At 41.4% G+C, this 25,389-nt stretch carries 21 protein-coding genes, 1 tRNA gene and 1 pseudogene; 2 read left to right on the top strand and 21 right to left on the bottom strand.

All coding sequences use genetic code 11. The features are described from left to right. Positions 1–352 (top strand): TrmO family methyltransferase domain-containing protein (locus QVP35_RS05875; protein WP_288187764.1); only part of this gene is annotated, 352 nt, incomplete at its 5' end. A 96-nt stretch (positions 353–448) separates the two neighbouring features. On the opposite strand, the gene QVP35_RS05880 is transcribed toward QVP35_RS05875, so the two are convergent. From QVP35_RS05880 to QVP35_RS05945, 15 genes and pseudogenes are all read right to left on the bottom strand, one after another. Continuing rightward, positions 449–532: transfer RNA gene (locus QVP35_RS05880), tRNA-Leu, on the bottom strand. Positions 533–636: 104 nt separating this feature from the next. Further along, complete coding sequence (gene trxA, locus QVP35_RS05885) at positions 637–957, bottom strand: thioredoxin (RefSeq protein ID WP_022260897.1); 321 nt, start codon at positions 955–957, stop codon at positions 637–639. 177 nt (positions 958–1,134) lie between these two features. Next, a pseudogene (locus QVP35_RS05890) lies at positions 1,135–1,515 on the bottom strand (hypothetical protein); the annotation flags it as partial. Continuing rightward, positions 1,476–4,061, bottom strand: a complete 2,586-nt coding sequence (locus tag QVP35_RS16715; RefSeq protein ID WP_009290375.1) for a hypothetical protein — start codon at positions 4,059–4,061, stop codon at positions 1,476–1,478. The gene QVP35_RS16715 and the pseudogene QVP35_RS05890, both read right to left, overlap by 40 nt. Next, positions 4,018–4,146 carry a hypothetical protein gene (locus QVP35_RS05895; RefSeq protein ID WP_006569050.1) on the bottom strand — a complete coding sequence of 43 codons (129 nt, stop codon included), beginning with the start codon at positions 4,144–4,146 and terminating at the stop codon, positions 4,018–4,020. Before QVP35_RS05895 ends, QVP35_RS16715 begins: the two co-directional genes overlap by 44 nt. Positions 4,147–4,283: 137 nt before the next feature. Beyond that, complete coding sequence (locus tag QVP35_RS05900) at positions 4,284–4,628, bottom strand: helix-turn-helix domain-containing protein (protein WP_006569051.1); 345 nt, start codon at positions 4,626–4,628, stop codon at positions 4,284–4,286. A gap of 341 nt (positions 4,629–4,969) precedes the next feature. After that, positions 4,970–6,253 (bottom strand): glucosaminidase domain-containing protein, encoded by a 1,284-nt coding sequence (locus QVP35_RS05905; RefSeq protein ID WP_022260898.1) that lies wholly within the window; start codon positions 6,251–6,253, stop codon positions 4,970–4,972. Positions 6,254–6,395: 142 nt separating this feature from the next. Next, positions 6,396–7,544, bottom strand: coding sequence for a C40 family peptidase (locus QVP35_RS05910; protein ID WP_009290372.1), 1,149 nt, complete (start codon positions 7,542–7,544; stop codon positions 6,396–6,398). A gap of 216 nt (positions 7,545–7,760) precedes the next feature. After that, a complete protein-coding gene (locus QVP35_RS05915) occupies positions 7,761–9,077 on the bottom strand; it encodes an MFS transporter (RefSeq protein WP_022260899.1) in 1,317 nt (438 codons plus the stop codon). A gap of 89 nt (positions 9,078–9,166) precedes the next feature. Further along, entirely contained in the window at positions 9,167–10,726 is a 1,560-nt protein-coding gene (locus QVP35_RS05920) for a xylulokinase (protein ID WP_006569056.1), read from the bottom strand. A 36-nt stretch (positions 10,727–10,762) separates the two neighbouring features. Further along, the gene (locus tag QVP35_RS05925) at positions 10,763–11,941 is read right to left on the bottom strand and encodes an MFS transporter (RefSeq protein ID WP_009290369.1); all 1,179 of its coding nucleotides are present in this window, start codon (positions 11,939–11,941) and stop codon (positions 10,763–10,765) included. A 14-nt stretch (positions 11,942–11,955) separates the two neighbouring features. Further along, positions 11,956–13,005 (bottom strand): 2-hydroxyacid dehydrogenase, encoded by a 1,050-nt coding sequence (locus tag QVP35_RS05930; RefSeq protein WP_187115072.1) that lies wholly within the window; start codon positions 13,003–13,005, stop codon positions 11,956–11,958. 23 nt (positions 13,006–13,028) lie between these two features. Next, positions 13,029–14,996: an oxidoreductase gene (locus QVP35_RS05935; RefSeq protein ID WP_009290367.1), complete on the bottom strand. Its 1,968-nt coding sequence runs from the start codon at positions 14,994–14,996 to the stop codon at positions 13,029–13,031. A 15-nt stretch (positions 14,997–15,011) separates the two neighbouring features. Next, positions 15,012–16,157 carry an iron-containing alcohol dehydrogenase gene (locus tag QVP35_RS05940; protein ID WP_009290366.1) on the bottom strand — a complete coding sequence of 382 codons (1,146 nt, stop codon included), beginning with the start codon at positions 16,155–16,157 and terminating at the stop codon, positions 15,012–15,014. Between the two features lie 22 nt (positions 16,158–16,179). After that, positions 16,180–16,821 (bottom strand): class II aldolase/adducin family protein, encoded by a 642-nt coding sequence (locus QVP35_RS05945; protein WP_009290365.1) that lies wholly within the window; start codon positions 16,819–16,821, stop codon positions 16,180–16,182. 152 nt (positions 16,822–16,973) lie between these two features. On the opposite strand from QVP35_RS05945, the gene QVP35_RS05950 reads away from it, so the two are divergent. Next, complete coding sequence (locus QVP35_RS05950; protein ID WP_009290364.1) at positions 16,974–18,917, top strand: BglG family transcription antiterminator; 1,944 nt, start codon at positions 16,974–16,976, stop codon at positions 18,915–18,917. A gap of 94 nt (positions 18,918–19,011) precedes the next feature. Here QVP35_RS05950 and rplT read toward each other — a convergent pair whose 3' ends face one another. The 6 genes from rplT to QVP35_RS05980 all read right to left on the bottom strand — a co-directional run bounded on the left by rplT (position 19,012) and on the right by QVP35_RS05980 (position 25,072). Then, on the bottom strand, positions 19,012–19,368 hold the full coding sequence (gene rplT, locus QVP35_RS05955; protein WP_006569063.1) for a 50S ribosomal protein L20: 357 nt from the start codon (positions 19,366–19,368) through the stop codon (positions 19,012–19,014). Positions 19,369–19,398: 30 nt separating this feature from the next. Further along, positions 19,399–19,596 (bottom strand): 50S ribosomal protein L35, encoded by a 198-nt coding sequence (gene rpmI, locus QVP35_RS05960; RefSeq protein WP_006569064.1) that lies wholly within the window; start codon positions 19,594–19,596, stop codon positions 19,399–19,401. A gap of 39 nt (positions 19,597–19,635) precedes the next feature. Further along, positions 19,636–20,130 (bottom strand): translation initiation factor IF-3, encoded by a 495-nt coding sequence (gene infC, locus QVP35_RS05965; RefSeq protein WP_006569065.1) that lies wholly within the window; start codon positions 20,128–20,130, stop codon positions 19,636–19,638. 216 nt (positions 20,131–20,346) lie between these two features. Further along, the gene (locus QVP35_RS05970) at positions 20,347–21,942 is read right to left on the bottom strand and encodes a peptide chain release factor 3 (RefSeq protein WP_006569066.1); all 1,596 of its coding nucleotides are present in this window, start codon (positions 21,940–21,942) and stop codon (positions 20,347–20,349) included. Positions 21,943–22,309: 367 nt separating this feature from the next. Beyond that, positions 22,310–23,887 carry an ABC transporter permease/substrate-binding protein gene (locus QVP35_RS05975; RefSeq protein ID WP_006569067.1) on the bottom strand — a complete coding sequence of 526 codons (1,578 nt, stop codon included), beginning with the start codon at positions 23,885–23,887 and terminating at the stop codon, positions 22,310–22,312. Between the two features lie 3 nt (positions 23,888–23,890). Next, positions 23,891–25,072: a betaine/proline/choline family ABC transporter ATP-binding protein gene (locus tag QVP35_RS05980; protein ID WP_009290363.1), complete on the bottom strand. Its 1,182-nt coding sequence runs from the start codon at positions 25,070–25,072 to the stop codon at positions 23,891–23,893. Positions 25,073–25,389 lie beyond the last annotated feature (317 nt).

Below are 25,389 nucleotides of genomic sequence, written 5' to 3' on the forward strand. Positions count from 1 at the left end.
CTCTGATAGAGATACTCTGGTGACAGAAAGGCCTTATAAAAAAGGTCCCAGACGAATGGGGATCTTTTCAACCAGATCTCCCCACCGCCCCAATCCGATCGCTTTAAGCACCGCAGAGATTCTTCATGTTAATCATCAAAACGGTGAAATCCAGATTGCTTATATCGATGCCAATGACAATACCCCGGTCCTGGATCTAAAACCCTATACACCAAGCCTTGACCGGATAGAAACACCTGCCGTACCCGAATGGTGCCGTCATTGGCCAAGAAGTTCTGAAGAATCGGCAGACTTTGATTGGGATCAGGAATTTAACTTCCAGGGGCACTCCCCATCCCGGGTTCCGGATTAATAATTAATTAGAACAAAGAGAACAGGGCCGCTTCAACGTCCCCATAGAACAAAAAAACGGTTAAGTTCTAAATTTGAACTTAACCGTTACTTATAATGCAGAAGAAGAGACTCGAACTCTCACGGGAGTAATCCCACTGCCGCCTGAAGACAGCGCGTCTGCCAGTTCCGCCACTTCTGCATGTCTCAAGCATGATTAATAATACACGATTCCAAAGAAAATATCCAGTCTTTTTTTGATTTTTCTTGTACTTTTTTACATACACGCCTGAAACTATTGAAAAACTACTGCTGTTCCTGCATCCACTGTTCGATCTGGTCCCTTGTTTGGGCTGCTACCAAAGGCTCTCCGGCCTTCCCGTCTTTGAATAAAATCATCGTAGGAATCGTCATCACTCCAAATCTCTCTGCCAGTTCCATCTGCTCATCAATATTGATCTTTCCAATCTGAACCGAATCTTCCCGGTCCTCTCCAATCTGTTCTAAAGCAGGGGAGATCCTTCTGCAGTAACCGCACCAGGGTGCCCAGAAGTCTACCAATACCGTTTTTTTTGCTTCTAATACCTCTGATTGAAAATTTTCTTTTGTTATATTTATAATACTCATGCTGTTTCCTCCATCTCTTTTGTAAACTGAAACTTTTTCTGTTACATTTCTTAATGTAACTATATCAGTTACATTTAAACTTGTCAAGCAGTGAATGAAAATAGACAGCCAATTTATTTAAAATTGACTGTCCAATCTCGCATCTAAGACTCCCGCCCCAGCTGTTTTATGATACTCTTATCTCTGTTTCTTTCTCCTTCTGACCACACCAATCATCATCCCTGCGGCTCCTAACATACAGCATATGATCCACATGATCTTGCTTTCCTCTCCGGTCTGTGCAGTCCCTTCCTCTGCGGTTCCCCATCCTTCTCCCGTCTTTTTCCGGGCTCTGCGCTCTGCCACTTCTCTATAGTTCCAGCTGGTCTTGGTTTTCTTCTTCGGCTTCTTTTCTTTTTCTTTCTTCGGTTTCTTTGCCGCAGTTGTCGTCTCCTCTTTCGACGTGGTTCCTTCCGCTTTCTTTTTCCATTTTGCCTTCAGGGTCAGATTCTCATGCACCGGCGTATTAAAGTCCCATTTCACTTCGTTTCCCTCCGCATCGGTGTAATACCAGCCCTCAAAAAGATATCCGGCCTTCTTCGGTTCCTCCGGCTGGCTCGCTTCTTTCCCTCCTGTAACTGCCCTCCGTCCGTATCAAACGTTACCGTGTGTTCTCCGGTCAACGCAACCGCCACTTTCACCCTGGGTCCAGCCTCCATGGAGAATGTCACATCAAAGGAGCCGGTCTTTCCCGCCGCCTTTGCCCGGTTCAGTTTCAAAAGCTGTTCCTCATCGATCTTTAAGACCGCGTTGTCTCCGTTTTCATCTTTCCCTCTGGCCCTGCAAAGCTCCGTCAGTTCTTCCTCTCCAAAACTGTTTCCTCCGGTCGGATGGCTCACACTGTCTGCCCCGCAGCTTGGCTTCCCGCTTCCCTGGGCTGCCCCGTCAAGCCCTTCCTCTGTCAGATAGACTGTGACCGTTGCCTCTGTCCCGTCAGGAGCTGCAAACGTCAGTTCAAACTCCCCGGTCTTTTTGGATGCTTTTGCCTCGTTCAGCTTCTCGATCTGTTCCTGCTTCGGAAAGGTGATCAGATCCGTTTCGATCACACTGTCATCGCCTGTGACCGCCTTGACTCTGCTCAGTTCCTTTAGCTGCTCTTTTGTAAATGGCGCTCCGCTTGTTTTACTTATGATATGTTTGGCTTTGATCATCTCTCCGCTGTCCGCATCCTGCACGATCTCATCATACTCTCCATGGAGGCTTACAATGATCTTTACGCTCTTTTTATCCGGCGAGGTAAAGGTCAGCTCAAACTTCCCGGCTTTTCCCGCAGTCTTTGCGTCGTTGATCGTTTTCAGTTCCTTCTCATTCGGAATCAGATGCTCATCTTTATAGGTGGTCCCCTCAGCATCCTTTCCCTGTACCGAAGACAGAGTCCGCACATCGTCTGCCGTCAGTGCAAGGCCTCCGGTCTCTTTGGAAAAGCTGTTGGCTCCGATCGTAACCTCCAGATGTTCCGGGTCCACCTTCGCGGCATCCGTTCCCTCGGCCTTTAAGCAGACTTTGACTGTCGTCTTTGTCCCGTTGGGCGTCGTAAACACCAGCGGATATTCCCCCAGTTTTTTCTCTGCTTTCGCCTTGTTGATGGCCTCGATCTGCTCCGGGAATTCAAACCGCAGATCATCCATCGAAAAATCCGTCCCGTTTTCCTGCTTTCCTGTGACCTTCGTTAAGCCCTTTAACTGTTCTTTGGTAAATGCTTCCCCTCCAGTCTTACTGATCACATGGTTGGCACCGATCTGTTCTTTCGTATCCTTTTCGATCTGATTGGTGTCACGGAATAGCCCGAAATAGACCTTCGTATAAAACTTTCCGACCTCAATCGCGGTGTTCTCTTGAAACGGGGTCCCATCCACAAAGGTGTAATCAGTAAGGGACGTCCCGTCCTGGATATATCCCTGATATCCGAAATCCGGTGCCGCTGTTACATTGGATACTTTATCATTGCCTCCTGCGGATCCGATACCAGGCATACTTGTCGCCTCATCGCCTATGGCAACGACCACCGTATCTCCTCCGCTAACCTGGATATTTTTTGTATCCATGTTTCCGCCGCCATAGCTTGCTCCGATCCCCGGAGCATTGGCTCCTCCCTGCTCTTCTACATAACCGCCCGAAATATAGATCCCGTCTACTGTATTTCCATAGCCTGATCCGATCCCGGAACCCTTATCTGTTCCGGTCCCTTTGATATTCCCTCCGGAAATACGGATATTGCTTGTATATCCTCCCCCACCGCTTTCCGAAACACAGGCAGATCCAATCCCTGCCGTATGCAGTCCGGCATATGCCTCAATATTTCCGCCTTTGATTGTCAGATTAGAAAATCCGCAGTTTTTCTTATCCGCAATATTTCTCAAAGTACTGCCGATAGCGCCTACATGCCATATATCTGGATTTCCTTCGGCAAGAAGTGACCCACAGGAACTATTGCAGCGATGGCCTTCTATCCCTGCATTCTCACACTGTATTGTCAGTGTCCCATCCATTCCGTCCTTCGCCAGCGCGGCTCCTGTGCTGCCTGAAAATCCGTCCGCCGAGCTCCCCGAATTGCAGATCAGCCGGTTCTCCCCGATCAAGTTGATTGTGACGTCTGCATGGGAGACATTGATACAGTCCCACTTGGACGTAGTTGTATTCACTTTCCCAATAGTGATGCTGACATTATCCAAGGTTATATCTGTCTCTACTCCTTCCAGCACTTCAATGTTATTGGAAGTTGTCGTACCTGTGATCCAATATCCTTTCGGATTTAGGCATGTCTCATCCTGTGAAAGGCCGCCCCCGGTGGCACCATTCTCTGTGATGCGGATATCTCCCTGACTCACATCGAGCAGTGTCTGCCCATTCTCTGACAGCATTTTCTTCTTCACCGGCTTTTTTGCCTTCCTCTGCGTTGAGCCCGTCTCCTGCCGTTCTGTCGTTTCGGTTCCTCTGACTTTGGGCATTTCTGTCGATGCCGCTTCGGTCCCTTTTTCTTCCGTCGTCTCCTGTTCAGTCTCTGGGGCTAATGTCTGAATTTCAGAAATACCCCCCCCCGGATTTTCCAGCCATTTCCTCCTCATGAGCCTGCGGCACAGCCCCTGTGCCGGCTCCCATGGTCACGATCAGAGAAACTGCTGCCAGACATCTCATCCATTTCTTTTTCATTGTTCTTCATCCTTTCTTTCTGCCCTCAAGTGCACTCTTTTTTGGTCACGCTTTTATTATTTGACTTTATAAGAACATTGGACAGCACAAAAGGTTAGAAAAAGGATGGGCATTTCTGTCTCTGCCCATCCATCTTTCTATTCACCGTCTAACAGTTCCGCAAGCTTTCTGGAAATCTCCAGAACAATCTTTTTATCTCTCGGCCCGCAGTTTTCGATCACCGCGTCAAGTTCTTTCACAAAAACATCCTCTTTCATTTCCGGTGAGTGATAACTGTCCATCAGCAGATAGTCCACAGAAACTCCCAATGCATTGCTGATTTCAACCAGCGTGGGAAGTGAGACTTTTGTCTTTGCCGTTTCAATATTTGAAATATGACTGACCGACAGATCAACTTTCTCAGCTAAATATTCCTGAGTCATGTTCTGTTTTCTTCTCACTTCTTTTATTTTCCGTCCCAGCGCTTCATAATTCATTTTCATACACTACTCCACTTCTTATATATTTATGAATCGGAAGCAGCAAACTCCGGTTTCCATAAATATTTTTTATTTTTACAGTACATTTTCCTGTCTCTATTGTCTCCGTTATTTGTTTTTGTTAGAATAGCTTATATAAATAAAAATTATTTATACAGTTTAAGAAGGTGGTTTTTATGGACAAAAAATACTTATTTAAGTTCTGGCTTCTGTGTACTTTTCTCATCTTTTTTTCCTTTTGCCTGTCATTGTACCAATACAGGCGAAGGGAAAAATGGGCAAAAAAAGTCGTCGAAGGGTGGCGTATAAAATACCGTCCCTTCGACGATGATTCCTCAGGATTTTTATAATCTTTTCATGATCTCATAGCATCGGTTGGTCACATAGCCTGCCCATGTGTTCCCGACACAGTAACACTGATTGACTCCTTTTACTGTGGGGCCGTGGTAATAAGCCCCTCCCTTAACGAGATACTTTTCTTTCAGCAGTTTAGCAGTCATCAGAAGATTCTCTTCCTTTGTCGGTGCATTGATGCCTTTGGCGCTGTCAGATGTGACCCCGTAGCCTGTGAGGTTGTGGTCCTCTCTGGCACGTCTGCTGGTCCCCCATGCGCTCTCATGGATTGCAATACCCATCACCACGACTGCATTGACCCCATATTTCTTCTCACATTTATAAAATGCCGGAGCCTCTTCCTCTAAGGCAGATCCCTTCAGCATCAGGCGAATCTCTTCTACTGACAGGTTGCTTTTCTTCAGAAGATTCATTGGATCAAATACACGGGGCTCATCCGCCTTCAGCTCTTTGATCTGCTTCTTCAGTGTCCTTATCTTTTTCCTGCTTTTTTTCAGTTCTCTCAGCCTCTGCTCCTGTGTTTTGTCACAGTTTAAAATCTGCTGGTCCAGATACTGCTTTAACTGGATCGTCTCCTCATCTTCGATGACATCCGCCACCTTCATTTCACCGGCCACATCAAAATTATAATTTTCTGCGATGTCTTTGAGATAACCGTTTTTGGTCTTTACTGACAGTTCCAGCAGCAAATGATTGACTCTGTGACCGATCTGAGTGTCATTCCCGTCCTTCTTCACCCCGGTCAATGCCACTACACCCGGAATCGCTACACTGCCGCTCTGCTCATTCAGCGCCTGATAAAACTTCTGGATCTCTTCCTTTAACTTATCCGCATGAAGGAGACTCTGCTCCAGGCTTTCTTCCTTCAGGAGCTGTCTTTTTAATTTTTCCTCTCTGGCAAAGGCTGTCTCTGATCTGACGGAAACAGCATCTTCCGGAGCAACGATTTTCTTTTCTTTGTCTTTCTTCTTATCTTTTTTCTTTTTTGATTTCTTCTTAGATTTTTTCTTCTTGTTATGTACTTTTTCTGTCTTTGCTTTGTCCCCCTTTTTCTCTGTGGCAGTCTTTTCTGAAGCCGTTGTAGGTTTGGGCTCCTGTGCTGCCGTCTGTTCTTCTGTAGTCGCCTCTGTCTCTGTTTCTGAAGCACTGGATGATGAAGTCTCAGCAGTCTCCTTTGCTTTGTCCGGTTCTACGGCGTATGCCGGTACCGACACGCTCAGAGTAAGAACGACCATACACAAAATGCCTGCGGCCTTTCTTAAAGCTTTACTCACGATAATACCCCCTTATATATTACCCATGATACATCGGCTGTCATAATTTTGCAACTCTCAGAGCTGATTTCAGACTTTTTTAATAAATCTAAAAATCCCAGAAACTGAAGTCTCCGGGATTTTAATTTTAGATATTCTTTTGTTACTGGATGATCCTTCTTGCACATACAGGAGTCCGATAGAACGCATTTGAGACTTTGATCCCTCCTTTTGGATAAGGAGCTGAATTACTTGCGTGCACAACCTGTCCGCCGCCGATATAAAGGGCTACGTGGTTGATGCCTCCTCCGCTTCCGTAGAAGACCAGATCTCCTGCACGGAGATTGCTTGTGGAAACTGCGACTCCTTCAGAGGCCTGTGAGCTGGATGTTCTGCTGATGCTGTATCCGAACTTGGCCAGAACCTGCTGTGTAAATCCGGAACAGTCGATTCCGTTCGTGAGACTGTTTCCGCCGTAGCGGTACGGGTTCCCCACAAACTGCAGTGCGTAGTTTGCTACTCTTTTGCCTGTGGATGTTCCTGAAACGCCTGCAGATGCCGGAATTGATTTCCTGCTCTGGCTGCTGCCAGTGCTCTGTGTGTCTGCGGAACTGCTTCCTGAGGACTGGACAGAACTCTGAACAGACTGCTGTTCCCGAGCTTCCCGGGCTTTCCTTTGTGCTTCCAGCTTTGCCTGACGTTCCGCCTTTATCTGCTTCATAGATTTTGCTTTTTTAAATTTATATTTTACATCTACATAATCTTTTGAAACATATCCGGTTTCACCATCGACTTTTACCTTTGCCCAGTCGCTGTTCTGTTTCTTCACCTTATAAGTTTCATCCTCGGAGATTAATGTCACAACATCAGCATCCTTAGAAGCTTTTTCCCTGACTCTGAGAGTCTCTGTTGTAACTTTTGCTACCTTCTTTATATTTTTTTCTGCAAAAGCCTGTATATCATCTTCAAAGACAAGATAGTCATTTTTCACATACCCGGTCACATCTCCGGATTTCACCTTCGTCCATTCTGTGCCTTTTTTTACAATCGTTCCAAGTGCTCCTCTTTTCATTTTTCCTAAAATCTTGGAATCTGTATTCGGCTTCTTTCTTATGTTCAAAGTAGAGGAGCTCTTTACTTTCGCAACTACTTTATCTGCATACTTGCTCTGCGCCTGGTTGTTTTCTTTTTTCTGGTCCTCCGCTGCCGGCTTTGCTGTCTCTTTTGGCGCCGCATTTACAGGAGCCGATGTCAATATCATACCTGCCATGGCCACAACTGCGGCAGACAGTTTCATCTTCTTGATAATCATGTTTCCTCCTCAAATTCTAAATGTTACAAAATTGTTAACTTTGTTGCTACAGGTGCTATTATAACACGCACAGCCCCTATGTCAATACTTTTTAAATATTTTCGTAATATATTCGTAATATTTAATCATATTTTGTAACATTGTGGAGAAAGATGGCAGCCGCTGTCACATTATTTAAACTGGCTCCTTTTATTTCCTTTAAACTTATGTAATCTTCTATTGTTTCTTTTCCCCTCCATTTATTAATTCCGGATGTTTCAATTTATCCCATTTCCCTTCCTCTGTTGCTGCTACAATTAGAATGTTAACCAAAAACAAACAAAAGAAAACAATATATGCCCCGGTTAAGCTTCCCGTCAATTTCATAACAACCGCATTTACAACAAAATTAAGACATCCAATACAATAATTAATTGGAAAAATCACACCATTTACTTTTGGATAATCCAACACACCAAAGATAGATGCCGGAAATGATAATGACATATTAGTACTTCCTCCCAAGGAGAAACCAACAATAAAAATGGAAGCATATACTAACGGGGGCCAAAAACTTGCTAATAGATTTAATAAAATCCCAAACGCAAACACTCCGCAGTAAATCATACAAGCCTTTTTTGTACCTATTTTTGTATCGATATATCCAATTCCATAACTGCCTATAATCCCAATTAATCCAGCTACAGTCATTGCTCCAACTGCCATATCTGTTGACAGTCCCAAATACACATTCCGCTGTACAAATTGTGTAATAATTCCGAGTAATCCTAATGTAATAAATCCTGGTACAATTGCCGCAATCCATACTTCTTTACATTTCAGCATTTTAGAAATAGTCCAATCGCTGACATAGTCATCTTTGTCTGATATATCTTTATATTCCGTTTCATATTTTTCTTTCGATACATTATCCGGATACATGCCTGCATCCATTGGATTATCTCTTAAAGTAACAAATGCGTATATTCCTAATACAACTGCTGCCGCCGCAAAAACAGATAAACTAACTTTATATTCTGCCCGTCCTAATAAAAATGTCATCAATGGTGCTAAAACTGCCGTTCCAATATTGGCTCCGATGGTGCTAATCCCATTGACAACACCCCGTTTCCTGGGAAACCAATCTGATTGCATAGGACCCGTACAAAGATAAAAACAACCTTGTCCACAACTAACCATGATACATTGAGAAAGTGCATACATAACAATATTGGCTGCTCTTAAAAACAAAAAATAAAATGTCAGCCCAAAAATGATAAATAAAACTGCACTTACTTTTCGTCCGCCAAAGCGATCACGAAATTTCGCAATAACCAGCATCATTGCTACCCCGACAAATCCTGCAACAGTTCCCATTGCTAAGCAGACTTCATAGTCAAGGCCCGCACCTTTCGCAATCGCCGGCAGTGCAACATTTAATCCATCATTAACGCCTGCGTTTGTAACCAGCATGGCTAAAATTGCAAAAATCATAAGATGCCAGCCTTTTCCAAGATTAAAACTTTCTTTTATAGATATTTTTTTGTCCTTCATTTTTCCTCCTCTGTAACATATAAATATTACATTTGAGTTTCTTAACCGTTTCAATCATTGATTTTAGATGCATCAAAAGACGGAATTTATTAATATATATATTCCATTGTTTCCTTTAACGATTTTAAATTATCTTTTAATGACTGATACATATTTACATAGTAAGGATATAATTGATCATAAACCCGGCTCCAATCCTCTTTCGGACGAACAATGTCGTTTACTTTGATTAATTGCTCTACTGCTTTTGATAAATCCTCAAATACACCCACTTTATACCCAACGATCAAAGCATCTCCGACAGGAACATCTCCTGAGGCTTCATCTAACAAATACACTGGTATATTTAACATTGAAGCTTTAATCTGGGACCATGTATAACTTTTAGCTCCGCCGCCGCAAATTCTTAATATATTTGCTTCTCCGCCTGATTCCTTAACCGTTTCCATGACATTTCTTAAGGCAAATGCTGTTCCTTCAAAGATAGAACGAATGATATCACTTCTCGTTGTATTGATTCCCATTCCGATAAACATGCCTCTTGCTGCTTCATCCCATATAGGGGCTCTTTCACCCAATAAATAAGGGAAGAAGAACAATCCGTTTGAACCAGGTTTTGATTCTAATGCTAATTCATTTAAATAGTTATAAATATTTAAATTATGTTGTTGACAATATAACCTTTCTTCTGCTGCCATTGTATCAATAAACCATTTAATCGCTGCTCCTGTCGTTGTAATTGGGGCGTCAAAAATCCAGGGCATTCCATCAACTGCACATGGTTTTGTAACAACTGGTACATCCGGTTTACTTTGATTTGCACTTCCAACAAAAACCAGAGAACTCGTTCCGGATGATTCTCCTGCATCTCCTAAACGGCTCAATCCTAACGCATACATGGATGCCATTGCATCACTGCATCCGGCTACAACCGGAATTCCTGGAACTAATCCCGTTTCTCTTGCCGCATCGTCCGTAACAAATCCGATAATATCGTCAACTGGTACCGGCTGCGGAAGATATTCATTCAAATTGATTCCTAACACATCGCCAACTTTATCTGACCATTTCATGGTGTTGATGTCTAAACACTGTGTTCTTGATGCCTGATCCACATCCATCGTCAATTTTCTTGTTAATTTAAAATTAATGAAGGAACTGGCCTGTAAGAAACATTGTGTTTGAGCAAAAAGGTCCGGCTCATTGTTTTTAAACCAAAGAATTTTGCTTGGTAAAAATGATACTGACGGCTGTCCGCCCACAATTTGAATAAATTCTTCTTCTCCAATCTTCTGTAAAATTGTATCTAACTCTTTTGATGAACGATTATCTTGATATGTCATCGCATTTCGCACCGGATTTCCATCTGCATCAATTGGCAGCATACTGACCGTATGTGAACTGATAGAGATTCCACGAATTTTATTTGTTATTTCTTCCCCCGCCTGTTCCGCAAGCGAGTGAAAGATTTCTTTTGTATTTTCCCACCATTCATTGGCATCTTGTTCCTGCATATTAGGTTTTGGAATCATAAATTTACTTGGCCGGCTTGCTTCTGCAATTATTTTTCCGTCTTCACCTATGATAATTGCTTTTATATTCGTTGTTCCACAATCCATTCCCAATAGGTAATTCTCTACTTTTATCACTGCATTTCCTCCATCCCATCCGACGTACAGAGTTTTCTATTCTTGTGAATCTAACGCCTGTGCATCTGTAGTTGGCGCTTTTATACATGCTATAATTCCAATAACAGCCAGTGCCGCAGCTGACAATAAAAATCGATTTGAAATATCACTACCTAACATATTGGCTGCAGGATTTACTACATATGCTGATACAAAGTTTCCAACATTATATGAAGCTGATACGATTGCAATCGCCAAAGATGCCTGAACTGCCGGTACCATATTTGCGGCAAATGTAACAGCTCCCGGATTCCGAATTGCAAAACCAAGACCCGTAATTAAAGCTCCTGCACACACAACTGGTAAACTTGTTGAGAATCCAACCATCGCTGTTCCCAACGCCATCATAAGAATTGCTCCGCCAATAGTAAATCGTCTTAAACGCTTTACAACAGATCCTAAGACTAATCCTCCTGCAATCCCTACAATCTGCATAATAGAAGCAACTGTTCCTGCTGTGCTTGCATCTCCGATTCCTTTTCGATCTATGTACATTGAAATATTTGAGTTAAAAGTTGCTACAAAGATGCCTGTTACCAAACATAAAAGTCCAAAATAGACCATTTCTTTTGAGATTCCTGCTTTTTCCTTCTTCTCCTCTTGCTTTGTAACCTCACCTTTTGGCACAGTTGCTAAAACAATCAGAACAATCGGAATACAGATTAAAAATACCAGATATCCTCTTCTCCATCCTGCCATTGCTGTAAACATTCCAGAACCTTTGGCAATCAATGCTCCACCGATACTGACAAAAATGGATTGGAATCCCATAACTCTTGATTTGTCAAGCCCCGTAAAATAATCTGAAATTAAAGATGAACTAACAACTACCACAAAGGATAATCCCAATCCGATAATTCCGCTGGCAGCATATAACATCCATAGTTCTGTATTCAATACCTGTGGCAGCAATGCTCCAGCTAACATAAGGATTGTACCAATAATACCAATATTTTTCTTCGTAATGTGCGGCTCTAAATATGGTTCCAGCAACATTCCCGGTAAACAGATTAAATTAATAATCTGTAATACGATTTGTATTGATGTGTCACTAGCGTTCGGAAAGAACTTTCCGATTTCTGCAAGGATTGGTGCCAATGCACTATTACAGGCCATTGTTAATGACATTACCAATAATCCGGCAGCTATTAATGTTTTATTTTTATTATTTCCCATATTTTTATCCTTTCTCAGCGTTTCCAAATATATTTCCTGTCTTCATCTTTTAAATATGCTAAAACTTCCTGTGACATCATTTCTCCAGACCAATGATCAACATCGGTTGTGAGACCTGCCATATGCGGTGTGCAAACAACATTTCTCATAGAAAGTAACGGATGATTTGACGGAACAGGTTCTTTCCAATAGACATCAATCGCAGCTCCGCCGATTATACCTGTTTCCAGTGCCTCTACAAAATCCTTTTGATCAATAACAGCAGCTCTTGCAGTATTAACAATAATTGCTGTTGGTTTCATTTTTGAGAACCAATCTTTATTTACGATTCCTTTTGTTGAATCCACAACCGGCAGATGAATACTAATCATATCACTTTCTTTTAACATTGTATCTAGATCTACAGCTTTACATCCGTCTGCTTCAATTTTATCAGCTGATAAATATGGATCATATGCTAAAATCTCCATACCAAAGGCTTTTGCCCTTACAGCTACTTCCCGTCCAATTGCTCCGTAACCGGCAACTCCTAATTTCTTTCCATATAATTCAAAGCCAATTCCATAGTCTGTGTAAGGATGATTTTCATCTAATGGTCCCCAAATTACATTTTTTACATCTGGAACATCATAAATATCTGACATTTTCTCTCCAAGATGTTCTCCTTTTTGAAGTCCTGCTGCACTTAATGTCAGTTTTCTTGCCGCCGCTAACATCAGTCCGATATTATATTCTGCAACAGCTACACGATTTCTTCCTGGTGTATAAGATAGTGGAATATTTGCTGCTTTTAATACTTCGTTGTCAACAGTGACTGGCGTTCCTTTTGCAACTCCAATAAACTTCATCCCGGAACTAATCCACTGATTAAGGGTATCTGTTCCGGCATTCTCATCTCCTAAAACAACAATTTCGTATCCGTCACATTCTTCACGTGTCATCTCTTCTGTGACATTTCCTTTTCCGTGTTTCAGTTCTCCTGCAACGGTTACATCACAATATTGCTCAATTTCTTCTAATCGTTTCTCTGGTAATTGTGTACATAATACTAATTTCTTTTTCATCTTCATTTCCTTTCTGTCCTCATTTATACACGCAGTGCTGTATAATAACCCGTGTTAACTGCATCATATATCTTTCCTACTTTTCTGCAGTCTCCGATTACATATGTTTCTTCTACGACTCCATCAAATTGATCAACTTCATCATATGGAGATATAAATCCAAGTGCACAGACGATACTATCTGCTTCAATAAAAATTTCATTTCCGTCTTTTTCACATTTTACTCCTGATGATGTAATTTCTTTCACCATTGTATCAGTATAACAAGCTGCTGATTTTTCAACCTCAGGCATCAATCCTCCTCGATAAAACGAATTCACTTCCTCTGCTATTTCCGATTTCATCTCTATAATACTGACTTCTTTTCCTTCATGGTGAAATCCAACAGCACCTTCTGCACCTACAAGGCCTCCTCCCATAATGACGATTTTTGATCCTAATTTTTCCGGATGAAGTTCCGCATCAATTGCCATAATGACATTTTCTCCATCAATTCCTTTGATTGGCGGCCGGCTTTCTTTGGCACCAATGGCAATCATTAATACATCCGGATTTCGTTCTTTCACATATTCAGGCGTTACTTCAGTATTTAAAATAACCTCTATATCAGCTTCTTTCACACGGCGTTCTAATACTTTAATTAATTTTAAAATATCTTCTTTAAAATAAGCTGCTCCTGCCGGATGTAAATTTCCTCCCAGCTTCTCTGATTTTTCAGCAAGTGTAACCTGATGCCCTCTATTGGCTAATGTTATCGCAGCTTCCATTCCTGCCGGGCCGCCGCCAACAACCAGAACACTTTTCATAATATCCGCAGTTGATTTATGAAGCTTTGCTGCCAACTGTTCTCCCATAATTGGATTAACTGCACATTTGACCATTTCTAATTCGCCTGTTGCCCCAAAACATTCATAGCATCTTAAACATGGTGTAATGTCTTCTGCTCTTCCTTCATATGCTTTCTTTGGCAAATAAGGATCTGCCAGACTTGCACGGCCTAACTCAACCGCATCCGCCTGTCCGGCTGCAATTATATCTTCCATTTGGGCAGGGTCATTCAGTGATCCTACACATGCCACCGGCGTATTTACATGTTTTTTTATTTGTGCTGCCAAATAGACATTGACTCCGCGTGGATAGAAAGCAGAGGGATGAGTACGGCAAAACATATCCGGATCTTCATGATTTCCGCATGAAACATTAATTAGATCAACCTTATCATCAATCATTTGAGCCACTTTAACACAATCTTCTAATCCCAATCCATTGTCCGTAAAATCATCACCTGAAATTCTTGCTTCAATCGGAAAATGTGGTCCTACCGCTTTTCTTACGGCATCTACTGCCATTAGGAAAAATCTTGCACGGTTCTCTAAGGAACCGCCAAATTCATCTTTTCTTTGGTTCATAACCGGAGATAAAAATTGTGAAAACAGCCACCCATGCGCCGCATGCACCTGCACCATATCAAATCCTGTTTCTTTACATAATCTGGCCGCTTCTCCATAAGATTTAATAATTTCATAAATCAACGTTCTCGGCATTTCATGGACTTCTCCCATTGGTGTCATTTCATAACTTGGACCATACGCAGTTTCGCAAGTTGCAACATTCCCTCCAACACTGGCTAATCCGCCATATTTTCCGCCATGTGATAACTGAATATTGGCATATGCACCTGCATTGTGAATTGCCCTTGCCGCCTCATTCATCCCCTGTCTGACCCCAAATGCATCTAATTGTAATTGCTTATTATGGGATTTCCCTGTTTTAGAGTGTATAATTGCTTCTCCATATGTAACAACGCCGGCACCACCCATTGCTTTTTCTTCTAAATAAGCAATCATTTCTGGTGTAAAATGTCCATTCAAATCAATCATGCTGGGACTTGTCGGTGCACAGATAATTCGATTTTTCATTTTAATATTGCCAATGCGCAATGGAGAAAACAAATGTGGATATTGCTTTTTCCCTTCACATTTTCGTTTCATATTTTCTCCTCTTTTTTAAAAAGCCTTCTTCAGAATATTTAGAATATCTTGCTTTGTTATGTTTTGTTTTGGATTGAATCCAAGAACAGGTTCTTTTAATACATCCTCCGCCAGCATATCAAAGTCTTTGTTCTCAATCCCCTGTTCTGACAAAGTCTTAATCCCTAACTGTTTTGTCAATTTCAGCAGCTCTTCTGATAACAAATATTGATCTTTTTGTATATTCCCTGAAAGAGATAATCCAATGGCTTCTGCCATTTTTACCATTTTTTCCGGACAACTGTCTGCATTGTATTCCATTACATATGGTAAAACAGCTGCATTTGCCATTCCATGAGCTAAATGAAAATGAGCACTTAATGTATGGGCAATCCCATGCACCAAACCTAAATTTGCATTAGAGAACCCAAATCCCGCAATCACGCATCCTAACATCATTTGTTCTCTAGCCTCCATATCTTCTCCATTTGCATATACTTTTGGCAGATTTTCGTGGAAAATTTGAAGTCCTTTTAGTGAATGATATTCTGTTAATGCTGTTGCTTCATTGGAAATATAGCTTTCTACTGCATGAGTAATCGCATCCATTCCTGTTGCTGCCGTTACAGAAGACGGCATTGTTTTTGTAAACTCCGGATCTGCAATTACTTTATTTGCTGCTATTTTGTTATCAATGATAACGTATTTACAAACCGCTTTTGTATCTGTCAGCGCAACAACATTCGTAATTTCACTTGAAGTTCCGGCTGTTGTTGGAATTGCAATCAATGGTAAAACCTGATTCTTTACCAATCCCATTCCACCATATTGTCCGATTTCTCCTGGGTTTGTCATAAGAATATTAACTGCCTTTGTTAAGTCAATACTGCTTCCGCCTCCAACAGCAACAAAAACATCAATTTCATTTTCTCTTGCAAGCATAGCTGCCTCTTCCACTGCTTCATTGGTGGGGTTTGGAATCACTCCATCAAAAACTGTTACTTTTACATCTGCTTTTTCAATTTGCTCTAAAATCTTTTCTGCAATCCCTGCGGCCTTTACTCCGCTGTCGTATACAACCATTACACTCTTAGCTTCGTACTCTTTCAATATTCCCGGCAACTCTTTTGCCGCATCTTTTCCAAATATAATATCACTGCTTACATAAAATTTTTCCGCCATCTAAATGCCTCCATCACTATCTTTACACTGCTTTATCCGCTGCAATTAATTCTTTCATCTTCTTTTCCCCTGCTTCCGGCATTGGCTCGTAATTTCCAAGAACTTTTGCATAGTATGTTGTTACTGCCATTTCTTCTGTATAAATTGTGGCATCCATGGCTGACTTCATGTCTTTTCCACAACAAAACATTCCATGATTTTTAATTAAAACTGATCTTCCATCCTCTCCCAGTGCTTCTGCAACTTTATTCGCTGCATCATCACTGCCCGGCATGGTAAAAGGAACAACATGAACCGGTGTAAACTCACATTGAGGCGGTGTAATTGGTCTTAATGATTCATCACCCATTGCCATAATAGTTGCAAACATTGCATGTGTATGAACTGTCGCTTTTACATCCGGCCTCGCTCTAAGAACCGCTGTATGCATTGGTACTTCTGATGATGGTTTGTATGGGCCATCCATCCATTTTCCGTTTAGGTCAACAATGGCAATGTCCTCTGGTTTCATTGTTCCATATGCAACTCCGCTTGGTGTGATTGCCACAACATCATCTTCATCATCTCTTAATGCGATGTTTCCTGATGTACCATTAATCAATCCTTGTTCTACTGCCTGTAAAATCGCTTCTAATACCTGTTTCCTTATTTTTTCATATTTCATTTTTGTTTCCTCCTTTATTTTGTAATTTCATTGTATGCTAATCTTTTCTTTGCCTCAAACACGCTTTTTCCGTTTTATTAAGGAAATTTTTTTGTAATATTTCTTATATTTGATACAATAGAAATAACAAATTTTCTAATTGGGAGGTTACTATGGATACATTATCTCTTTCTCTCCGGCAGCGGCAGCTCATCCATTTTTTACAGCTTCGTACAACTTACACAACCGGAGAAGAATTGGCGGAACACTTGCACGTATCTTCAAGAACAATTCGACATGATATTATCGAAATCAATGATTCATTAAAAAATACATCTATCTGTATTTTGTCAAAACGCCGATGGGGATATTTATTGAAAGCAGACTGCGAAAAGGAATTGAAGCAGCTTCTACATATGACCACTTCTTTTTTATCAAAAGAGGAACGTGTCCGCCATCTTGCTTTTCGTCTGTGCTTAGCAGAAAGCAACTTAAATTTATATGATTTTGAAGAAGAAATGTTTGTCAGCAGGACAACTTTAGAACATGATTTAAAAGAATTACGTGCATCTTTCACACAAAAAGATCCATATATTAAATTAATCAGAAATAAGACGTTTATTTCTTTTGAAGAAAATGAACGAAAAAAACGTTATATTCTGAATCACTTATTATCCGATCACTGGAATTACAGCTCAACAGGAACAATGTACTCCGAAAATTTTTATCTTGATGCAAAAATACTTCGTCTCATCATCCAGGAAACGAATTATTATTTGGCAAAATACCATATTATTGTAGAAGATATCAACATGATTAAACTTAATTTAGCTATTGCAATTATGTACTATCGCATTATTTCAAATCACCCTGTGACAGAAAAAATGGAACTTACCTATGTTGACTCAGAGATTCTTCATCCTGCCAATTGTTTATTAAACTCCCTTGAAAAAAAGCTGAATTGTTCTTTTGGGACAGAAGATCGAAAAGACATTTATCTAATAATCTCCTGTGCACGATTATTAGATGCGAAAAAATTGACATTCAAAACTGTTGACCAGTATTTTGACCCATCCATTCTTAAACTTACTGATGCTTATATTAAACAAATCCAACAGAATTTCCATATTGATTTTTCTGCAAACGAGGATTTTTATATTACAATTTTACAGCATTTTCGCTATTTAAGTTTGCCGCTGCATTATTTTAATGAGATTTCTTTACAGGTAAATGCGGTACGATCCAACATTTTAATTGAATTAGAAATCGCTTACAGTGTTCAGGAATTAGCACACAGTTATTATCAGCGCTATTTGAATGAAACTGAAATATTATATCTGGCATTCTGCATTGCCGGAGCTTTACGCTATTATAATTATACAGTTCCAAAACAAAAAACTGTTGTCATGTGCCATTTAAATTTGCCTTCCATCTGGGATTTAAAGTATCGAATATTAGATAAGTTTAAAGATTATTTAGAGATTACTGAATTATTGCCAATTCATATGAAAGATACCTTTGATTTTTCAGATACAGACTTGATTTTAAATACTTCCGGAAAAGAAATTACGAATGACACAGACTGTCATTGTATCTCTATTTCACCCTTTTTTACGATTGAAGATCAGAACAACGTTAATACTCATATTATCAACCAACAAATTCATCAATTTTATGATGATTCACTCCCCAGCTCTTTAGACTTATTGGAAAATGGATGTTGGCACGAGAGAATTGACACTCAAGATTGGAAATACATAATTGAACTTTTATTCTCCGATTTTTCAGAAAATAGATATGTATCAGAAAACTATTTAGCGGACGTTCTGCAGAGAGAATCTATTTTGTCTTTCTCATTACAGCCTAGTGTAACAATAGCTTATTCAATGAAAGCAAGTTCAAAAACCGTACTTTCTATAGCAACATTAGAACATCGCATCAAAATCAATTCTCATAAAACACGTATTGTCATTTTGGCTGCTTTTCGATTAGAAGAGCGTACAATGTTATTTCGTCTGATCAATGAACTTTTATATAGCGGTGCTAACTTAAACGATTCCAGATTCTTGAAAACAAAAGAAGAATTTCTTGATTTCTTTGAGAGAAACTTAGAATAAACATACTTTCTAATAATAAAACCTCCAAACTGTGTAATTTTACTTACATCAGTTTGGAGGTTTATATAAGCTTTGGGACACTCCCAAAAATATCTTAAGCCAGTTTTCCCTTTGCAACATCAACTAATGCTGTAAATGCTTCCGGATTGCTGATTGCCATCTCAGAAAGCATCTTTCTGTTGATGTCAACTTCAGCTAACTTTAATCCGTGCATAAATTTGCTGTAAGATAAACCGTTCATTCTTGCAGCTGCGTTGATACGTGCGATCCATAACTGTCTGAACTGGCGTTTTCTCTGTTTTCTTCCTGCGTAAGAAGATGTGAGAGCTCTCATAACAGACTGTTTTGCAACTCTATACTGTTTTGATCTGGCACCTCTGTAACCCTTTGCCAGCTTTAATACTTTATTATGTTTCTTTCTTGCGTTCATTCCGCCTTTGATTCTTGCCATTTCTTATAGTACCTCCTTCAATATTCTATCTTATAAATACGGTAAAATCTTCTTCATTACTTTTGCGTTTGTAGAATCTGTCACTGCAGATTTTCTAAGATTTCTCTTTCTCTTAGGAGATTTTTTTGTTAAGATATGGCTCTTATATGCCTTATTTCTTTTTAATTTTCCTGTTCCTGTCTTTTTAAATCTTTTTGCTGCTGCTCTACATGTCTTTACTTTTGGCATGATAATTTCCTCCTTGTACTTTCTTCTTTCTTCCTGGCACTAGTTCTTAGGTGCTAAAAACATAATCATACTTCTGCCTTCAAATTTAGGACGTTTATCAACGGTCGCTACGTCATCTAAAGCTTTTGCAAACTCATCAAGGATTCCCTTGCTGGAATTTACATGAGCAAGTTCTCTTCCTCTGAAACGAAGCGTTACTTTAACACGGGCACCCTTAGACAAAAACTTTCTGGCATGGCTGATTTTTGTATTCAGATCATTTGTATCAATGTTCGGAGACATCCGAACCTCTTTTACCTCAACGGTCTTCTGCTTTTTCTTCGCTTCCTTCTCCTTGCGGGCCAGTTCATACTTATACTTTCCGTAATTGATGATCTTGCACACAGGCGGTTTCGCTTTCGGAGAAATCTTCACCAAATCCAGTTCAGCCTCATCAGCCTTTTTCTGAGCTTCCCTTGCGGACATAATCCCTAACTGTGACCCATCTTCTCCGATCAGCCGTACTTCTTTGTCTCTGATTTGTCCATTGATCATTAAATCGCTAATAACGTTACACCTCCATAAAAAATAAGTGGATAGTCAGACTATCCACTTTACATTCAAGCATGATTATAGAATCAATTTCTTAAATATTAACCCAAGTCACTCTGGTGCTAAGGTGAGAGTGGATACTCTTCTTTCTTGTTCCTGCTGCTTCTCGCAACTCTTACTATCATACAGTTAAAAACTGATTCTGTCAACCACTTTTCGTTACTCTTTGCTGAATTCTACCAGTTCCAGCCCTTCGTTGCGGTCCAGAACAAATTGGATGCCCCATTCGTTTTTAAATAAAAGAAGCGGATTTCCTCTCATATCCCGGACTTTCTTTACCTCTGCAACGCCTTTTAACTTATTCATGTCTGTCTGGACATCCTTAATCCAGCGGATCGCCTGGTACGGAAGCGGCTCCAGACGGATCTCACAGTTGTATTCGTTCTCCAGGCGGTATTTCAGCACGTCAAACTGGAGTGTCCCGACCACTCCTACAATAATTTCCGCAAATCCTGCCTGATGCTCCTGGAAAATCTGGATGGCGCCTTCCTGGGCGATCTGTTCCACCCCTTTGACAAACTGCTTTCTCTTCATGGAGTCCAGCTGAATGACCCTGGCAAAATGCTCCGGCGCAAACGTAGGGATCCCCTCATACTCAAAGTCGTCTTTCGGCATGCAGACCGTGTCCCCGATGGAAAAGATGCCCGGATCGAACACACCGATGATGTCTCCGGCGTAGGCTTCGTCTACAATCTTCCTTTCCTGCGCCATGATCTGCTGAGGCTGGGAAAGGCGCATTTTCTTTTTGCTCTGTACATGCTTTACTTCCATGTTGGCTTCGAATTTACCGGAACATATTCTCATAAATGCGATTCTGTCCCTGTGGTTTTTATTCATATTTGCCTGGATCTTGAAGACAAAAGCAGAAAAATCATGTTCCGCAGGAGCAATCTCTGTTCCTTTCGATACTCTCGGAAGCGGCGCTGTGGTCATTTGAAGGAAGTGCTCCAAGAATGGCTGCACACCAAAGTTCGTCAGCGCAGATCCAAAAAATACCGGGGAAAGTTCTCCCTTATGCACTTTTTCCATATCGAGAGGCTGGGATGCACCGTCCAGGAGTTCAATTTCTTCCATAAGATTTTCGTAGAAGTCCTCTCCTATCATCTGCTCAGCCTGTCCGTCATCAATGGAAATGATGGTCTCTTTCGCCTCCTTGGAACCACCTGTAGATACCGACTCAAATCCCAGAATCTCTCTGCTGTTTCTCTCATAGACTCCCTTAAACTCTTTTCCGCATCCGATCGGCCAGTTAACCGGACAGGTGTCAATCCCGAGCACCTTTTCAATATTATCCAGGAGTTCAAATGTATCTTTTGCCTCCCGGTCCATTTTATTGATAAAAGTAAAAATAGGAATGTGCCTCATGACACACACTTTAAATAATTTGATCGTCTGTGCCTCCACACCTTTGGACGCGTCAATGACCATCACCGCACAGTCTGCAGCCATCAGAGTCCGGTAGGTATCCTCGGAAAAGTCCTCATGTCCCGGAGTGTCCAGAATATTGATGCAGTAGTCATCGTATTCAAACTGAAGAACAGAGGAAGTCACAGAGATTCCCCTCTCCTTTTCAATTTCCATCCAGTCTGAGACTGCATGTTTTGCGTTGGCCTTTCCTTTTACCGAACCTGCCGTGTTGATCGCTCCCCCATATAACAAAAACTTTTCTGTAAGCGTTGTCTTACCTGCATCCGGGTGAGAGATGATCGCAAAAGTCCTCCTCCGTCCGATTTCCTTTTCTATGCTGCCTGCCATTCTATCTTCCTCTTTCCTTATTTCTTAAATTTATCCGCTATCTCATTCTATTTATTTGATAACATACCTAGTCATATTAGCATAACGGCAGACAAAATTCCACCCATATTTATATCAATGGCAGCTTTTATATAAGCATGACTAGAACAAAGTGGCAAGCCACTTCAACTCCCCAACCCCCCAATCTTTGAGGGGCTTGACAACTTTGTGTGCCAGATGCGATTTGACGTAGTCAAATAATTTCCTTACGCATCTGTGTACATCCCGCGGAGCGTTTTTTATTTCATAAGAAAGGTCGTAGAACTTTCCTATGAAATAAAAAAATGAAACGCCTGCAGGAAATCTGCAGACGCTTCTCTTAGATCTTCTATTTTTCAATAATTCCCTGTTCTACAAGGTAATCATGTGCCGCTTCTCTCGGTTCCTTTCCAAGTTCATCGACCTCATAATTCATTTCCATCATGGCATCATTCGTCAAGACAGCACTCAATTCGTTAATAACCTTTTCGAGTTCCGGATACTTTTTAAGCGTATCCTCCCTGATAACCGGCACTGCATAATATGGCGGAAAATATTTTTTGTCATCTTCCAGCACTTTCAGCTTAAACTTCTTTAGCAGGCCGTCTGTGGCAAACGCATCCACTACGTCAACTTTTTTATTTTCCAAGGCTGTATATCTCGGTGAGCCGTCAATTCCCGTCTCATTCTTAAACTTAAAACCATAAGTTTCACATAATCCCGGGATACCGTCGGCACGGTTTAAAAATTCCAGAGTGGATCCGATGCTCAGCTGTGAGCCGACTCCCCGCAAGTCGCTGATTTTGTTCAGATTATATTTTTTTGCGGTCTCTTTGGTCACAGCCAGTGTATAGGTATTGTTAAACTTCGTCTGATCCAGGACTTCAAAATTATTCTTTTCCTTAAAATATTTCTTCAGAGTATTGTAGACTTTATCCATGTCATTGGTGGATTCTTCTTTCAGAATATTCATATATGCGGTTCCTGTGTATTCCACATACATGTCAATCTCCCCTTTGTCCTGTGCCTCATAGCAGACTTCACTGCCTCCCAGGTTCTCACGGCGGTCCACTTTGATGTCCGTTTTATCCTCGATCACATCGGCGTAGAGGTTGCAGAGGACCAGCTGTTCCGTGAAATCCTTACTTCCGATGGCAATCCTCTTATCATCTCCCTTGAAGCTTCCAATTATAGAATTGCCCATGATGGCAGCCACCAGAATTCCTACCAGTACAAGCACACCTTTCTGGCGTCTTCTCTTTCTTTTTAACTGTTCTTTTGAACCCTCATATCCCTGCTGCAGGCTGATCGGCGTCACAAGTTTTTCAATCAGTCCTGTGAGATAATCTACCAGAAGTGCCAGGATACAGGACGGGATAGCCCCTGCCAGGATCTGGGCGTTATTCACTGTACGGATTCCTGAAAACACCAGATATCCGAGTCCTCCGGCACCGATAAATGCGGCCATAGTCATAAGCCCCACCGCGGTTACCGCAGAAATCCTCACACCTGCCATGATGATCGGCAGGGCCAGAGGAATTTTTATTTTAAACAGCACCTGTGCTTTTGTTAATCCGATTCCCTTAGCCGCTTCTACCATTTCCGGACTGATACTGTTAATACCGGTAAATGTATTCTTTATGATCGGAAGCAGGGAATAAATAATGACCATCACAACAGCCGGCAGGGTACCGATTCCCAACAGAGGAATGGACAATCCCAAAAGCGCCATGCTCGGGATCGCCTGTACTACATTTGCGACTCCAAGTACTGGTTTATTCAGGTTCTTTACATAGCTGATCAGGATACCGAGAGGGACACCGACGAGAATGGAGCAGCCCACTGCGATGGCGGTGAGTTCGATATGTTCTGTCACCAGAGATAAAATCTGTTCTTTATTTTGTATCATATACTGAATAAATTCCATCGGTTACACCTCCTTCTCTGTCATGTCTTGTTGGCCTTCATCTGACGTCCGGTCCTCTGTGTCTTCCTCATCTTCTGTTAGATACTGCTGGCTCAGCGTAGAGATCAGATTGCTGTTTGTGATCAGTCCAAGTACCTTTTCATTTTCATCAACTACAGGAATATTTCCTACATCATATTCGTCAATCAGTTTTAAAAGCTGCAGGATATTGTCATCCGGACTTGCAGTCAAAACATCTGTCTTCATCATGGTCTCCGCTGCAGCCAGCGGATTCTTGGCACGGTACAGGGCTTTTCTGTTGATCATTCCCTGAAGTTTCCTGTTTTCGTCCACTACTAACAGCGTATCTACATGCCGTTCTTTCATCCTTTTGACACATCGGGTCCTGGACAGGTCACCGGTACAGGTGACGGGATTTTCAATCATAATATCCTCCACCTTTATGTACTCCGGTGACCCCCAGATACGGTTCTTCCCTACGAAGTTTTCCACGAACTCGTTTGCGGGATTTTTCAGGATTTCTTCCGGTGTATCATATTGGAGAATATGGCCGTCTTTCATGATGCAGATTTTGTCTGCGATCTTGATCGCCTCATCCATATCGTGGGTGACAAATACGATGGTTTTGTCCACTTTCTCATGGAGAGCAATCAGCTCGTCCTGAAGGCTGACCCTTGTCATTGGGTCCAGTGCCGAAAAAGGCTCGTCCATCAGCATAATCTTAGGATTGTTGGCGAGTGCCCTGGCAACGCCGACACGCTGCTGCTGCCCGCCGCTCAGATCATTGGGATACCGGTCCAGAAATTCATCTCCGTTAAGGCCGACCATATCCATAAGATATTCCGTATTCTTGCTGATCTGTTCTTCGTTCTTTTTTTCTAATCTTTGAATCAGTTCGATGTTCTCTCTGACCGTCATGTGGGGAAACAGCCCGGCCTGCTGTATCACATATCCGATACTGCGCCGCATCTCGACTTTATTCATATCTTCAATGTCTTTTCCGTCGATGAAAATCTTGCCTTTCGTCGGCCGGATCAGCCGGTTGATCATCTTCAGCGTCGTGGTCTTTCCGCAGCCGCTGGAACCGATGATCGCTACCAGTTCCCCATCTTCAATCGTCAGAGAGATATCCGACAGGACTTTATTATCTTTAAAACTCTTAGTTACATGTTGAAACTCTATCATTCAATTCACTCCTTTTGTATAAACAGTCAAAAGGATCTGTATCTCTCCAGATCCTTTTATTCTGTTTTCTATAAAACAAATTTCATTTGTCTAATATAGAATTGTCAGCACTGTATTTTCTAGTTTACCATATTTAAAAAACTTTTTCCACTCAGGCACAAAGGGGCACTGTACATCTGCTGTACAGTGCCCCTTGTGATACGTTCTTAAAACTGGTCAAAAAAACTCATTTGTCTGGCTTCATACGGACGCCGGTATGCCGTAATGATATGACGCATATTAAACAGGATGCCCGCATCATTGCAGGCGGCCGCAAA

Origin of the sequence: Anaerostipes sp. CAG:276 (assembly GCF_000432215.1) — a bacterium.
Lineage (GTDB): Bacteria > Bacillota > Clostridia > Lachnospirales > Lachnospiraceae > Anaerostipes > Anaerostipes caccae.